The 13,318-nt window shown below is 56.5% G+C and carries 13 protein-coding genes and 1 pseudogene; 6 read left to right on the top strand and 8 right to left on the bottom strand.

The features are described 5' to 3' along the window. The first annotated feature begins 309 nt into the window (after positions 1-309). The 3 genes from GCU68_RS19920 (at position 310) to GCU68_RS19910 (ending at position 2,490) form a co-directional block, all read left to right on the top strand. A complete protein-coding gene (locus GCU68_RS19920; RefSeq protein ID WP_152944370.1) occupies positions 310-1,215 on the top strand; it encodes a CPBP family intramembrane glutamic endopeptidase in 906 nt (301 codons plus the stop codon). A gap of 403 nt (positions 1,216-1,618) precedes the next feature. Then, positions 1,619-1,948: a hypothetical protein gene (locus GCU68_RS19915; protein WP_152944369.1), complete on the top strand. Its 330-nt coding sequence runs from the start codon at positions 1,619-1,621 to the stop codon at positions 1,946-1,948. Between the two features lie 2 nt (positions 1,949-1,950). After that, entirely contained in the window at positions 1,951-2,490 is a 540-nt protein-coding gene (locus GCU68_RS19910) for a winged helix-turn-helix transcriptional regulator (RefSeq protein ID WP_152944368.1), read from the top strand. Between the two features lies 1 nt (position 2,491). Here the strand turns inward: GCU68_RS19910 and GCU68_RS19905 are convergent, their stop codons facing one another. From GCU68_RS19905 to GCU68_RS19870, 8 genes and pseudogenes are all read right to left on the bottom strand, one after another. Continuing rightward, positions 2,492-3,037, bottom strand: coding sequence for a hypothetical protein (locus tag GCU68_RS19905; RefSeq protein WP_152944367.1), 546 nt, complete (start codon positions 3,035-3,037; stop codon positions 2,492-2,494). Continuing rightward, positions 3,037-3,324, bottom strand: coding sequence for a thrombospondin type 3 repeat-containing protein (locus GCU68_RS19900; RefSeq protein WP_152944366.1), 288 nt, complete (start codon positions 3,322-3,324; stop codon positions 3,037-3,039). The genes GCU68_RS19905 and GCU68_RS19900 overlap by 1 nt, the downstream gene beginning before the upstream one ends. Further along, on the bottom strand, positions 3,308-4,177 hold the full coding sequence (locus GCU68_RS19895; RefSeq protein WP_152944365.1) for an FAD:protein FMN transferase: 870 nt from the start codon (positions 4,175-4,177) through the stop codon (positions 3,308-3,310). Before GCU68_RS19895 ends, GCU68_RS19900 begins: the two co-directional genes overlap by 17 nt. 2 nt (positions 4,178-4,179) lie before the next feature. After that, positions 4,180-4,443 (bottom strand): hypothetical protein, encoded by a 264-nt coding sequence (locus GCU68_RS19890; protein ID WP_152944364.1) that lies wholly within the window; start codon positions 4,441-4,443, stop codon positions 4,180-4,182. Positions 4,444-4,895: 452 nt separating this feature from the next. Continuing rightward, a complete protein-coding gene (locus GCU68_RS19885; RefSeq protein WP_152944363.1) occupies positions 4,896-6,182 on the bottom strand; it encodes an MFS transporter in 1,287 nt (428 codons plus the stop codon). Positions 6,183-6,487: 305 nt separating this feature from the next. After that, positions 6,488-6,869 (bottom strand): annotated as a pseudogene (locus GCU68_RS19880) (transposase); the annotation flags it as partial. 394 nt (positions 6,870-7,263) lie between these two features. Continuing rightward, positions 7,264-8,028 carry an IclR family transcriptional regulator gene (locus GCU68_RS19875; RefSeq protein WP_152944362.1) on the bottom strand — a complete coding sequence of 255 codons (765 nt, stop codon included), beginning with the start codon at positions 8,026-8,028 and terminating at the stop codon, positions 7,264-7,266. 408 nt (positions 8,029-8,436) lie between these two features. Next, a complete protein-coding gene (locus tag GCU68_RS19870) occupies positions 8,437-9,294 on the bottom strand; it encodes a BKACE family enzyme (protein ID WP_152944361.1) in 858 nt (285 codons plus the stop codon). A gap of 196 nt (positions 9,295-9,490) precedes the next feature. Here GCU68_RS19870 and GCU68_RS19865 point away from each other — a divergent pair, with 196 nt between their 5' ends. The 3 genes from GCU68_RS19865 to GCU68_RS19855 all read left to right on the top strand — a co-directional run bounded on the left by GCU68_RS19865 (position 9,491) and on the right by GCU68_RS19855 (position 13,263). Further along, the gene (locus tag GCU68_RS19865) at positions 9,491-10,267 is read left to right on the top strand and encodes an SDR family NAD(P)-dependent oxidoreductase (protein WP_152944360.1); all 777 of its coding nucleotides are present in this window, start codon (positions 9,491-9,493) and stop codon (positions 10,265-10,267) included. Positions 10,268-10,399: 132 nt separating this feature from the next. Beyond that, positions 10,400-11,683 (top strand): sugar ABC transporter substrate-binding protein, encoded by a 1,284-nt coding sequence (locus GCU68_RS19860; RefSeq protein ID WP_152944359.1) that lies wholly within the window; start codon positions 10,400-10,402, stop codon positions 11,681-11,683. A 2-nt stretch (positions 11,684-11,685) separates the two neighbouring features. After that, a complete protein-coding gene (locus GCU68_RS19855) occupies positions 11,686-13,263 on the top strand; it encodes a sugar ABC transporter ATP-binding protein (RefSeq protein WP_394352495.1) in 1,578 nt (525 codons plus the stop codon). The last annotated feature ends 55 nt before the right edge of the window (positions 13,264-13,318 follow it).

The following is a 13,318-nucleotide window of genomic DNA, read 5'->3' as shown; positions in this document are numbered from 1 at the left end:
GTGGCAAACCGGCCACGGCCCATGGTCCGAATGACAGCTGCTGTCGGCGCACCCACGTCGACGAAGTTCGAGGATGGCAATGTGATCGATGATGGTTTCGAGGTGTGTGACTCCAGTCAATAAACCCTCCCAATGATATTCCGATTAAGTAACAGGGTACGTCTCGAGCCACTCAAAAAACTTTGAGTAGAGCCAGCGACATAATGTCACAAATCAGGTAATTTTATCAAATCGGCATGCGTAATTCGACTGTGAGCATTCCTGTCGAGAACATCAGTTGCCTTTGCAGGGTAGAGAGGACAGATAACGATGGCTGAAACGACTCATAATTCGGGCGTTAGATCGTGGATCGACCAACATCGTCTCATCTCATTTCTGTTAATCACGTACACGTTTACGTGGATCATTCAGGGAGCACTCGCAGCCAGTGGTATGGAAGCGTCGTGGACCCACTCGATTCTCATCGGGTTCGGTGGATTCGGTCCCCCTGTTGGGGCTGCCGTGGTTCTCTGGGCGAGTGGTGGTGACCTCCGCAAGTGGATCGGGCAGTTCTTCCACTGGCGTATTGGCATCAAGTGGTGGTTGATCGCACTTGGACTGCCCCTCGTCATCTTGACCATGGGCGTTATCCTGTTCATCGCACTTGGCGGGCCGATCGATCCCAGTTCGCTCCCGTTCCCGGGTATCTATCTCTTCGCGTTGGTGTGGGGAACCATCTGGGGCGGTGGTCAAGAGGATCTCGGCTGGCGTGGATTCATGCTTCCACTCCTTCAGGAGAAGTACAGCGCACTGGTTTCGAGTCTGCTAATTGGCGTTGCATGGGCCGGCTGGCACCTCCCGCTGTTTCTTAATGCGACGACGACCCACGGTGGGTGGCCCCTCTCGCAGCAACTGCTCTGGGTAGTCTCGATTTTGGCTGGATCGGTTCTCTGGACGTGGATGTACAATAGTACGGGTGGGAGCGTCCTCGCCGTCGCCGTGTTCCATGCCGGCGTCAACGCGATGGGTATCTTTCACCCGGCCGACATGGAAGCGATGGCACCCGGTGGGATCCCAGACGAGTGGTTGAGCCTGTTGGCGGAACTGACGGGCGCAGCTCCGCTCGTTCTCGTTGCAATCCTCTTGATCGTCGTGTACGGACCTGACCGGCTCGCGAATCGGGATATTCCCGGCTGTGAGGCTGTCGGACTCGACTCGAGGCAGCGTGATCACTGATCACGATTATTATCTGCCCGAAAGCTGCGGATTGTCCGGCGTCTCCGTGCCATCAGATCAGTAACACGTCACAGGCTGCCTCGACGTACAGCCGTGGAGTTCGTCTTGCAAGAGGTGGAAAACGCGTCCTCAAGAGCACGCTCGGCGCCGTCTAATACGCCGGGGTTATGGCCGGCGAGAACGCGCTCGAAGCGATCGCTTTCTCGAAAGTCAGTCACACGCTCGCCGACGTGAAAGGCAATACCTGTGCGTCCGAACGTAGTGTGTACAAAATCCGTCGCAGAGCGGCCGTCGCAACGACGACCAGCCTGCCAACCCGACGCTGGGACCGTTCAGTCCGTCCGATTCGATGGTTGGACGACAATCCTTTTTCTTTCCCGACACCTCTGTTGAGTTGTACCTAATGGCAGGGCTCGTTCCGGAATTCGTCACGATGGCCGTTGTACTGACGCTCGCCCAGCAACTTGAGCAGATCGTTAGTCTCGGGATTTTTCTCCTCGGTACGGTGCTGGCACTGCTCAGTGCGCTGGCGTGGCGACGGGAACGCGACTATCGCATGGCCGTCGTCGCCGTCGGCTATCTCATGTTCGCGATCTACGGGTTCGTCGTCTTTCTTGAGTACTACCTCCTGCCGTATTTCTCCGTGCGGACCGTCGAGTTATTAGAACACGGCGCCGCGGCGCTCATTCTGGTTGGGTTGCTCGCGTTCTTCGTCGCGTTGAGTCGGGATTGACCATGGTGGACTCCGACCCCGACGTGGACCCGGCGCTGGAACTACAATCGCGGCGAATAATCTACCAGCACGTCCGCGACAATCCCGGGATTCACTTTCGGGCCCTCCTCGAGGCTCTCGAATACGCGCAGGGAACGCTGCAGTACCACCTCCGCTGGCTGGTAGCCCACGGCTTGCTCGAGGAGTCGGACGACGGGAAGTACACTCGGTACTACCCGGCAGAGGAGTTCGACGCGGTCGATCAAGCCGTAATGAACGCGCTGCGACGCGAGTACGCCCGCCGGATCGTCGCCCACCTCGCTGTCGAAGGGGCGTTGTCGACCGCCGATCTGAGCGATCGTCTCAAGCGGTCGCCGTCGACGGTGTCGTGGCATCTCTCGAAACTCGAGGACGCGGATCTCGTGACCAAGGAACGGCAGGGTCGAAGCGTCGAATACGAACTGCGCGACCCAGAGCGCGTGCAGTACCTCTATACCGTTCATCGGCGGACGTTCACGGATCGAGTCGTCGACCGGCTGTTCGACCTGTGGGATAGCTACTGATCTACTGGTTCGTCGTTGTGGGTGTCGACAGCCGCCCGCTGGCTACCAGCAGGCGCAACAGCAGGACATAGCCGAGGAACGCGATCGCTGGGCCGAAGACTGGTCGGATCAGCCCCGCGACGTCAGTTCCGATGGCGGCAGCGTGGACCGTCGCGAACGCGAAGCCGCCGTAGGCGAACGCGTGGACGACTCGCGGTCCCCAGGGTCGGTCGAACCGCTGTGCGTCGAGAAAGCCAAGCACCGCGACGACGAGCACCTGCAGCGCTCCGACGCCGACCACGACGCCGGCGAGCAGGTAGGTCGTCGAGTACGCGGGTTGAGGCGCTGATCCAGTGACGATGAACCAGGTGTCGAGGACGCCAAGGACGCTGTGAAGGAGCGTCACGAGCATCGCGAACACCGATACTTCGATGTGGATTTTGCGGGCGAGTCGGTAGAACGGGCCGAACGACCGGGCAGTGTAGAGGATTCCCGTCAGGACTGCGAGATACAGCGCGGGGTAGGCGACGAGTGCTGCGCCACGGTCGAGATACCAAATAATCTCCATCACGAGCCCCCCGTCGTTTCGACGATGTCCGGACAGCCGTCGCCATCCTGAAAGCCGTTCGTCGTCTCCGGTCGTGTCGGACACTGGTCCGCGTTGTCACGAACCCCATCGCCATCATAATCGTTCGGTGCCTGTCTCGTTGGTACTGTCGAGTCGACGAGGTCTGCCTGTTCGCGGTCGACCGCTTGCGCCTCGCGAACGTCGGCGACCCCCCACAGCACCGGGACTGTAACAACCAGTAGCACGATCGCGATGACCGTGATTGTTCCGCTATGCGACGTGTTCATCGAATCCCTCCGTCGTCCGAAAGACGCCGTCGTGAACGATGAACGCCTCGAGGCCCGGCCACGCCGCTGCGCGCTCAAGCGCGTCCGAGAGTGGTAGTGCGGCGAGCGTCGTCGCGAGCGCGTCGGCTTCCATACAGTCGTGCTGTGCGACGACGGTGACCGACTCGTGGCGTGCGCCGAGTCGCTCCGTCGTCGGATCGTAGACGTGGTCGACACCGTCGCGCTCCCGACGATAGCCCCCGGAGGTGGCGACGTTCCAGTCGGTCTCGAGGACTTTGAGCGGACGCGAATCCCCGTAGGGACTCTCGACGGCGACCAGCCCGGTCGGCGGCGACATATCGCCACCGCCGCTGACGAATCCGCGTCGACCCGGCCCCACTGCGGCGGCGGCCACGCGGTCGACGATGTAGCCTTTCGCGAGGCCATTGAGGTCGAGTTCTGTCTCGGTGACGACGCGGTTGCCGTCGACGCGCACCGACCCCGTTTTGAACGTCGCAGAAATCGATTCCCGGTCGCCGCGGAGGTATGCCTTCAGGTCGTGTTCGACCGCCCCCTGACGAATGTCGAAGATGCCGTCGGTGTGCTTGCCGTACTCGAGACCGCGCCGAACTAGGCGAGCGACGTGCTCGTTCTCGACGCGTCCGGTCCGGTTGAGACGCGCGACTGCGCTTTCCGGATCGAACGCGTCGAGTTCGGCCTCGAGCGACAGTGCGGTCTCCCGGGCGAGCTCAGCCGCGACATCGGCACGGTAGCCCGTCATCCGAATCACGAAGTCGGTATCACAGCACCGAAACTCCAGTCTGACGTCACCGAGTCGCGTGCGGGCGGCAGTGAGGGTGTCCGCTAAGCTCATCGCTAGTCGTCATCCTCATCTTCGTGTTCCTCGTGTTCTTCGTACTCGTCGTCCTCGTGTTCATCGTCGCCTTGCGTCCCGACCGCCGGTGTGAAGTCTTCGTTTGGCGTCGGCGCGTCGCTCGCAACTGTCGGGTTCTCGTCGGTCAGTGAATCGACGCCGAGTCCGAGCCCGGGGGCTGCCAGCGCGAGTGCGACGACACCGGTCAACACTGCGCCAGCGAGCGTAAGCGAAACGAGTCTATTCGTCGGGAGTGGAGATTTCATGGGACAGGTGCAGGTAGTTTACGGCCTTATCTATCGTTTCGCGTCCATCAATCGAATGTTCGTCCAACCGTCGAATCGTCCGGGTCGATCGCTGATCACCTACTCACTGTGACCGCAGCGTTTGGGATGCTCGAACTATACGACCGTCCTTATTCCTCAACAGACACTATCGGCTACACACGTTCCGCTTCAACTCTTTCGTAATACTACGAGTACAGCGAGATACCACTTTTTCAAGTGAAGTTTCTTGGTTAGCAAGGGAGTGGGCTTCGTCCGATCTGATCGAGTCGTCATAAACTACACGGGAGATGCCAGAAAACGCCGGATCTCAATCAGACGCTCGTCCCAACGGCGAATAGAACTATCAGGTCTGTTGAAATCCTCTTCTCCACACATCAACTCTCGTGAAACTACTGCTGACGACAGCTACATAATGGCCGCGAACAGCTCTTTCACTCCATTCCTGTTTTTGAATTTGAACCGGTCGTTGGCTCTTCGATTGGCGATTCCCAGAGCAAGATCACAACCGAGCCGACGATCAGTATCACACCTGCTGCCGAGAGTGCGATCAACGGCGACACAACATCCGAAATCACGCCGCTCCCGAGTTGAAACGGAATAACGGTTACTGCACTTACCATCGCCATCGCGCTCAATACAGTTGCACGACCGAGCGTTTCGATACGGTCGTTCACGTACTGTCCAGCAAACACTCGCGTCGGTTCAACAGATGCCCAGCCGACGAACAACGCGACGAGCGCTATCGGGGGCACGAACACCATCGCTGCTAATAGACCACCGACGAGGAGCGGGATTACGACAAACCACCGACGCAGTCCAACCCACTCTTGAATGAACCCGATACGGTAGCTGATCGCTGCCGAGACGAGATTGATCGCTGCGTAGTACACTCCGAGCAGCGTTTCGACGTTGCCGGTTGAAATAGCGAGTGTGTATGGACTCTCTTGACCGGGAACAGGAAGTGAGAGTGTGAGACTCATGTTCAGGCCGGTCACGACGGACTCGAAGATCGGCTGGAGAAAGATGAACACGAGATAGGTAACGGCCGAGAACAGCACGAAGTAGTAGACGATGAACGACCGGAGACGACGCTGGCCGACAGCCTGCGTAACGACACCCCACGCCTCTCGGATACTCATCTCGCTCGAATCGCTTTCCTCGTATGTTGCCGGTTCATCCAGTGTCACGATCACGAGCAGCCCTAACCCGGTGAACAGCGCAGCCGCGAGAAACGGGTACGTAAGGTCGAATCCGCCGAGATACCCGCCAACGAGTGACGCACCGACACCGGCCGTCAAGGCAATCGATTGTCCACGTCCACGAACGTGAGTAAACTCGTCGCTCGCAGACATGTCCGTGAGCGTTTCGTACACCCATGCATCTTCCGTTCCCGAGCGGAAGTTATAGCCAAGCGACCAACAGATGAACAAAAAGGCAAACGCAAGAAACGAAGATGCGAACGCGATACCAACTAACGTCGCCGTAATGAGTGCCGATCCAACGAGGAGGCTATTTCGACGACCGATCCGGTCGCCGACGTATCCCGTCGGCACCTCTCCGAGAACCGTCGTCAGGTTGTAGAGCGCTTCGATGATGACGATATGAGTAAACGAGAGTCCCTGTGAGAGAAAGTAGAGGTACATGATCGGCCGATAAAACTCAACCGCTTCCGTCGCTTTGTAGAGGTAATATTTGAAGACTGTTCCAGAAATCGCCATATTCCAAAAGTCACGCCACGCAACCCTAACGGCTTTGATATACATCGACGCCAGCCGCTTCTTCATTCAGATAAAAACGCCCATCAAAGACTGTAATAGGCTCCGAACACACTGTATTGGCGGGTAAACGACTAACGGGTCAGGTGACCCGTGGAACTCTCGCTGTTTTCTTTAGAACAAATCGGCCAGAAGTGGGCGGACCTCCTTACCGCCCAATTTATTCAGATCTGTGGGAAGTGTTCTATGGACACCGTTTAGTTAGCGTGGTTTGAGAAGCGAGCAGCATGGCCAAACTACAAAATCCATTAGAAGTAATCACTCACTTTTGGTACAGAGAGTTGATCAAGCGCGGTATCGATCGCCGTTACCAACTCGTTGAGTGAGTCGAAAAACTCGTTGCTGAGCGCTGTTTGTAACTGTCGCCATCAGTCTTTGACAGGATTTAATTCCGGCGAATACGCTGCGAGGTCCGTGACGACTGACGCTCGAAAGTACGGCACGCTGTCCAGAACCACGATCAAGTCGTCTTCAAATTTGTTTCATAATATAAAAATGATCTGTTTGTGTGTTAGCAGTAACATACTCTTCGAATCGAGAGAAAGCGATCACCGAGGACGGTGATCCCGCCCAACAGACACGCCAATCGCGTTGCCCGGACAATTCGACGGATGGCTGCGTGTCGCGCGGATCGCCGAACGTCGTACCACTCGGCTAGTTCAGTCTGCGGAACGCCGCTTTTGTACGCTATTGCCGCTAAGAGTCGTCGTGTTGGCTTCTTACCCTCCATGTTGTCGAGGGAATCTTACACTTCCTCGACAGCGGTCTTGTCGAGATAATCCACTGCGTTCAGCAACGATCTTTGAGCAGAAAATTCTAACGGCCACTATAGCTCTACGACCTGCACGAATCCCAAACCAGCCTAACTAGACACTGTCATTGATGCTTACTCTCTATTACTCTGTCATCGTTTTCCATCCAGTCAATTACAATAGTATGCTTGTAATACAATCGCCGATGATGGAACGCTATTCGATCGAGATGATTTACACACATATGGGTGTAATACCGTCGCGAGATGGTATCACGACATGGAGATTTCGAGCTCGAACTCGTTTGCGACACCGAGTAGGATATTTGGAATCTCCTTTTCGAATCGATCATCAGTGAGTCGGTTGGCTGGACTGGCAACGCTAAATGCCCCGACAACGCGGGTATCGGAGCCGTTTACGGGGACACCGACGGCCTTGATCCCATCGAGTTGCTCTTCATAATTGAACGCGATTCCTCTCTCGCGAATCGTGTCGAGTTGGTCCAAGAGAGTCTCCTCATCAGTGATGGTGTTTTCCGTCGCTGCAGGAAGGCCTCGCTGCTCAATAACCTCCATGACTGTACTGCGTGGCAGTTTTGACAGAATAGCCTTTCCAGACGCGGTTTGATGGAGATCGAACTGTTTGCCGACGGTCGAATACGTCCAAACTGCGTGTTTGCCTGACGACGTGTGAATGTAGACGCCACGTCCGTTTTCTTCGACAGCAAACACCGCCCGACAGTCGGTTTCTTCTGCCAGTTGATCGGTATACGATGCCGCGACTCTGTAGGCTTTTTTCCTGTTCCGAACGTAGTCGCCGTGATCGAGAAACCGAAGGCTGAGGTAATACTCGTCACCCCGTTTAACCGCATATCCGTTCGACAGCAACGTCGACAGGTGTGAATGGACTGTACTCGGTGCGAGCTCGAGTTCATCGGCCAGTTCCGTCACTCGCCCACCATCCAATTCCCGAAGCTTCTCTACGACCTCGAGCGAGATGGTGGTCGTCTGTAGTTCCCGACTGTCTGTGTGATCCATATGACTTCCGTAGCAGGCCATCTATATAAAATTCTCCTCCTGCGAATAGACCTCGATTTCGTCTTTCGATGGCCGATCAGAACAGCGAGAGACCGTCTCAACGACACGGAGATCTGAATCCAATCTCGAAAGAGAACTAACCACGTGCCGGATTCGACGGTATCGGAAACCGGTGGTTGATGGCGAAAGACGAGTTGCAGCGTTCGCGTTTCTTCGAATATAGTATGAACTCTTGAATGCAACCCTGAAACATATCCGAACGAAACTGTAACTCGAGAATCAAGCAGCCGTAACACGGAGTGGTCGAGTGATTAGCACCCTATATAAAATTCGTCTGTTCGGAATGGTCCACCGGCTGGTCTCGGCCGGTGCGTTCGTGCTACATCTGCTCGTCAACGATACTGGGTTTCACTCTATTCCAAGCATCTCACGCGCCTCAGTTGGAGACGCAATCGGGCGCTCTAATTCTTCTGCGATTCGGGCAGTCCGACGGACGAGTTGTGCGTTGCTCTCCGCCAACTCGTTTTTTCGATAGTAGATGTTGTCTTCCATGCCGACCCGTACGTGTCCGCCGAGTGTAATTGCCATCGTCGTCAGCGGAAGCTGGTGGCGACCAACCGCAAGCGCTTGCCACTCGACGGGGTCCGGAAGGTTGTCCACGAGATTGATCAGATTCCGTGGATGGGCGGGTGTCCCGGTCTGCATGCCCAAAATGAGTGTACACCAGTACGGTGCATCGAGCAGGTCTTCGTCGATGAGATGCTGCATCTCCGGAATGTGACCCGGATTGAAGATTTCGAGTTCCGGCTTGACACCTGCCTCTCGCATCTGATCGGCGTACTCCTCGTTTTGCTCGCGCGGATTGATCGCCGTTCGCGTCTGTCCGAAATTCATCGGTCCGATATCGACGGTCGCCATATCCGGTCGCGGCTCGGTCTCGAGGATCGGTGCGATCCGTTCCTCTCTAGAGTAGATGCCGCCGCCGCCGGTGGTAAAGTTGACGAGAATGTCATCGCAGTACTCGTCGATGGCGTCTCGTATCGCCTGGTATCGTTCGAGGTCTTTGGTCGTTTCACCGTCGTCGGTTCGGGCGTGAATATGCACGATCGATGCCCCTGCTGCTTCACAGTCACGGACGTCTCGAGCGATCTCTTCCGGCTCGAGTGGGAGGTTCGGATTTGCCTCTTTGCCGTGATGGCCGCCGGTCGTTGCAACGCTGATGATCAGCTTTCTGTCGAAGTAGTCCTGATAGCCACTGTATGGCATACGTCTCAGGTCTGCGCTCTTGTATATATACGTTCCGGTCCGATGAAGATCGACGCATGACGCAGATCCCTGAACTGCCAGTAGAGACCTGCTGTCAGCCACTGGCGACGGATGATGACGAGACGGCGATTGACGAGTGACCACCACAGCTGTAATCGACGGTAAATTTTTATACTAGAATGGGCGTCTTCCATATATGCGTTCGAATAGCACAGCAGTAGTTACTGGTGGCGGCCGTGGTATTGGACAAGCGATCGCTGTCAAATTAGCGAGAGACGGGGCCGATATTGTCCTCGCAGGAATCGATGAAGGCGGAATGGAAGAGACAGTATCGCTCATCGAAGCGGAGGGTCAGCGGGCAATCGATCGGTATACGGATCTCAAACACTACGAGAGCGTCCAGTCGAGCATCGACACCGCACTCGAGGAGTTCGAGACCATCGATATTCTGGTGAATAATGCGGGTATCGCTGGTCCAACCGCATCCTGCGAGGAGATCTCCGTCGAAGAGTGGGACGACACGATCGACGTCAACCTTCGCGGGCCGTTCTTTGCCTGCAAGGAGGTGCTTCCGGTGATGAAAGCGCAACAGTACGGCCGAATCGTCAACGTAGCCTCCGTTACGGGTAAGCGCCCACTCGAGCAACGAACGCCGTATGCGGCGACGAAGATGGGACTAATCGGGTTTACACGAACACTCGCAGCGGAAGTCGGTGAGTACGATATCAACGTCAACGCGATCTGTCCGGGATCGGTTGACGGGCCGCGTATCAGACGAGTGTTTGAGCAAAAGGCGGAGTCGACCGGTCAATCCTACGAAGACGTTCGCCAAGCTGCGGAGGCAGAAAGTCCGCGCGGTGAACTGGTCGAGCGGGAAGATATCGCCGAGTTAGCAGCGTTTCTCTGCTCCGACGAGTCCGAGCGAATTACCGGACAGGATCTCAATGTCTCCGCTGGGAAGGTCATGTACTGAGCCAGTTCGAAGCCGTCCGTCCGTCGACGCTGGAACCTGACTCGACTGAAGCTAAACGAGCGGTTACAGACCCTCATAGACAATCACCCGAAATTATTTATACTACCGCCATAGACAGAGTAACGGAGAAGCATGGTGAAGCATAACACCGGACAGACTAGACGGGATTTTGTAAAAACTACGGCCGCTGGGAGTGCCGCGGCTGGACTAGCAGGACTTGCAGGGTGCGTTGGAAGCGGTGACGATGGCCCAGAAGCCGTCGGCTCGGTCGCGAACCTCGAGAACTCATACTGGCTGTCGTGGGAAAAGGGGTACGAAGAGGCGTGTGAAGCGTTTGGCTACGAGACGAACCTACAGACGAATGGAGGAAACGTCGACCAGCAACAATCACAGTTCGATACCGCGGTTTCGAATATGGCCGATATGATCGTCGGCCAGACGTACACGAACGCAGCAGCGATCTCGCTTGCGGAGACGTGTGTTCAGGGTGGTGTGCCGACGGTCCTCGCCGTAACGATTGCAGACTGGTATACTCCACTCGACGCCGGACCCGAGTACGTGCAGTTTTTCACTCCACACTTCGTCAATCACGCCTACACTTCTGCAAAGGTACTATTCGAAGAAATGGGTGGTGAGGGGTCATTCGTCCACATCGAAGGCAACCGTGGCACGGCCCCGAACACCGGTCGGAACGCCGGACTCGAGTTGGCTCTCGAAGAGTATCCCGACATCGAGCGGCTCGAGCCGGTGCTCCAAGGGAACTTCATCCGAACGGACGCCCGAGACGCGATGTCCGATCTCATTTCGACGCACGGAGACGACATCGACGGGTTCTTCGGACAGAACGATGACGTCGCGATCGGCGGATTACAGCGACTCGAGGAGAGCGGCTATGACGTGCCGGTCGTCGGAATCGACGCGACTGAACCGGCGTTAGAACGCATTCGAGAGGGCCGGATGGTTGGCAGCGTCTCCGGAATGGGGCCCTGGCAGGCAGGCTGGTCGGTTGCCAAAGCCCACGACTTTATCGAGGGCTACGAACTGACCGACGCGGAACGAATGATGTCGTTCAACGCACCACTGGTCGTCAACGATCCGGACGAGTGGCGCGACCGACTTGGTGACGAAATCGAACTCCCCATCATCGAAGTCGATCAGTACGAAGCGGACGTCTTCGACGGCGAAACGCCGTACGACTGGACATTGATGTCGAAAGCGGAAGCCGGCGAGGACGCGTGGGACCCACAGATCGGAATGAGCCCGATGGGACGTGCGGATATCGAAGAACTGCTTGACTGGGATGAAGACGACAGACATGACGATTATTCGCTGCCAGACGTCTACGACGATGACGATGAACTGTCCACTGTGGAGGCGCTGTACGATGAGCGTTTCAACAGTAACCCACTCCAGTAACCATGAGTGAGAAAAGCATGGATATGGGATCAACGAACGCCGTCGACACTGATCCACCGACCGCTCAGGAAACGAGCCTGCGCGTCGAAAGCGTCTCGAAATCGTTTCGACACGTCGATGCGCTGACCGACGTCTCCCTCGAACTCGAAGCAGGCGAAGTCGTCGGACTCGTTGGCGAGAACGGCGCTGGCAAGAGTACGCTCCTCAACATTCTCACGGGGGTATTGGACCCTGACGAAGGGAAGCTGTACAGAGACGGACACCCGGTTGAGTTCGTCGGTCCACAGGACGCCGCATCGTACGGTGTCTCGCTGGTTCATCAGGAACAGGACGTCATCACGCATTTCAGAGGGTACGAGAACCTCTTTTTAGGACGGGAGCGAGAATCAATGGGACTGTTGCGAATGGACGAGATGAGCGCCGATGCTCAGTCGTTCGTCGACGATCTCGGTATCGACATCGACGTCGACAAGTTCGTAAAAAATTACTCGTTCAACGAGCGACAGATGCTCGAGATCGCGAAGGCGTTTCACGTCTCGAGCAAAGCGGACAACCCGGTTATCCTCCTCGACGAACCGACTGCGGGTCTCGAAGAAGACGGTCGTGAACTCCTGTTCGACCTGATCGACGACCTCCGGGACGAAGCGACCTTCGTGTTCGTCTCCCACGAACTCGACGAGGTCCTCGAGATCACGGATCGGATTTACGTGCTGAAAGACGGGGAGTTGGTCGATGAGTACGAAACCGACGAGGCGACACAAGACAAACTACAACAGAGCATGGTCGGACGGGAGACGTCCGCAGCGTACTACCGTGTTCCAGACCAGCAACGCGAATCGAACCTCGGCGAACCCGTGTTCGAAGTAAACGATTTGCAACACGAAGCCGAGATTGGCCCAGTTTCGTTTTCGGTTCGCCGAGGCGAAATCTTCGGCGTCGTCGGCGTCGAGGGCTCCGGAAAAGAACGTCTCGGGAGAATCCTTGCTGGTGACACGCCGGCGACTGCTGGGACACTCTCTGTCCTGGGAGATGAGGTGCAACCGGAGTCTCCGGTGGATATGGTCGATGCTGGTGTCGGATACATTCCCAAAGATCGCAAGTCAGAGGGGCTGTTACTGTACCAGTCCGTGTTGAAGAACACGTCGCTCGCGATGGTCCGAGACATGTACGGCCGCCTGCCGTTTCTCGATCTGAAATCGGAGTCGTCAATCACCGAGGAGACGATCGAGGACCTCAATATCAAGACACCGAGCGCAAACTCGCTTGTTCACGGGCTGAGTGGCGGCAATCAACAGAAGGTAGTCATTGCTCGATGGTTGGCCCACGAAACACCGGTACTGGTGATGGATAACGTGACTCGAGGAATCGACGTTGGCGCAAAAGAAGAGGTGTACCGACTGTGTCGAGAGCTGACTGCGGACGGGATTTCGATCGTGCTCATCGGGGACGAACTTCCCGAAGTGATCGGGTTATCGAACCGAATTGCGGTCATGCGAGACGGCTCGTTTGCTGGCGACCCGGTCGACGCATCGCCCGGCGAGAAACCAACCGAAGAAGAGCTAATTCAGCTGATGGTCTAATATGAGTACAAATAACGCGACAGATACGGTACGAAACTGGTGGCACGAACAGCGA

Origin of the sequence: Natronorubrum aibiense (genome assembly GCF_009392895.1) — an archaeon.
Taxonomy (GTDB): Archaea; Halobacteriota; Halobacteria; order Halobacteriales; family Natrialbaceae; genus Natronorubrum; species Natronorubrum aibiense.
This window is presented reverse-complemented; position numbering and strand designations above follow the sequence as displayed.

Coding starts and splice junctions, on each gene's coding strand:
- GCU68_RS19920 (WP_152944370.1), top strand. CDS start 310: ATGGCTGAAACGACTCATAATTCGGGCGTTAGATCGTGGATCGACCAA.
- GCU68_RS19915 (WP_152944369.1), top strand. CDS start 1,619: ATGGCAGGGCTCGTTCCGGAATTCGTCACGATGGCCGTTGTACTGACG.
- GCU68_RS19910 (WP_152944368.1), top strand. CDS start 1,951: ATGGTGGACTCCGACCCCGACGTGGACCCGGCGCTGGAACTACAATCG.
- GCU68_RS19905 (WP_152944367.1), bottom strand. CDS start 3,037: ATGGAGATTATTTGGTATCTCGACCGTGGCGCAGCACTCGTCGCCTAC.
- GCU68_RS19900 (WP_152944366.1), bottom strand. CDS start 3,324: ATGAACACGTCGCATAGCGGAACAATCACGGTCATCGCGATCGTGCTA.
- GCU68_RS19895 (WP_152944365.1), bottom strand. CDS start 4,177: ATGAGCTTAGCGGACACCCTCACTGCCGCCCGCACGCGACTCGGTGAC.
- GCU68_RS19890 (WP_152944364.1), bottom strand. CDS start 4,443: ATGAAATCTCCACTCCCGACGAATAGACTCGTTTCGCTTACGCTCGCT.
- GCU68_RS19885 (WP_152944363.1), bottom strand. CDS start 6,182: ATGGCGATTTCTGGAACAGTCTTCAAATATTACCTCTACAAAGCGACG.
- GCU68_RS19875 (WP_152944362.1), bottom strand. CDS start 8,028: ATGGATCACACAGACAGTCGGGAACTACAGACGACCACCATCTCGCTC.
- GCU68_RS19870 (WP_152944361.1), bottom strand. CDS start 9,294: ATGCCATACAGTGGCTATCAGGACTACTTCGACAGAAAGCTGATCATC.
- GCU68_RS19865 (WP_152944360.1), top strand. CDS start 9,491: ATGCGTTCGAATAGCACAGCAGTAGTTACTGGTGGCGGCCGTGGTATT.
- GCU68_RS19860 (WP_152944359.1), top strand. CDS start 10,400: ATGGTGAAGCATAACACCGGACAGACTAGACGGGATTTTGTAAAAACT.
- GCU68_RS19855 (WP_394352495.1), top strand. CDS start 11,686: ATGAGTGAGAAAAGCATGGATATGGGATCAACGAACGCCGTCGACACT.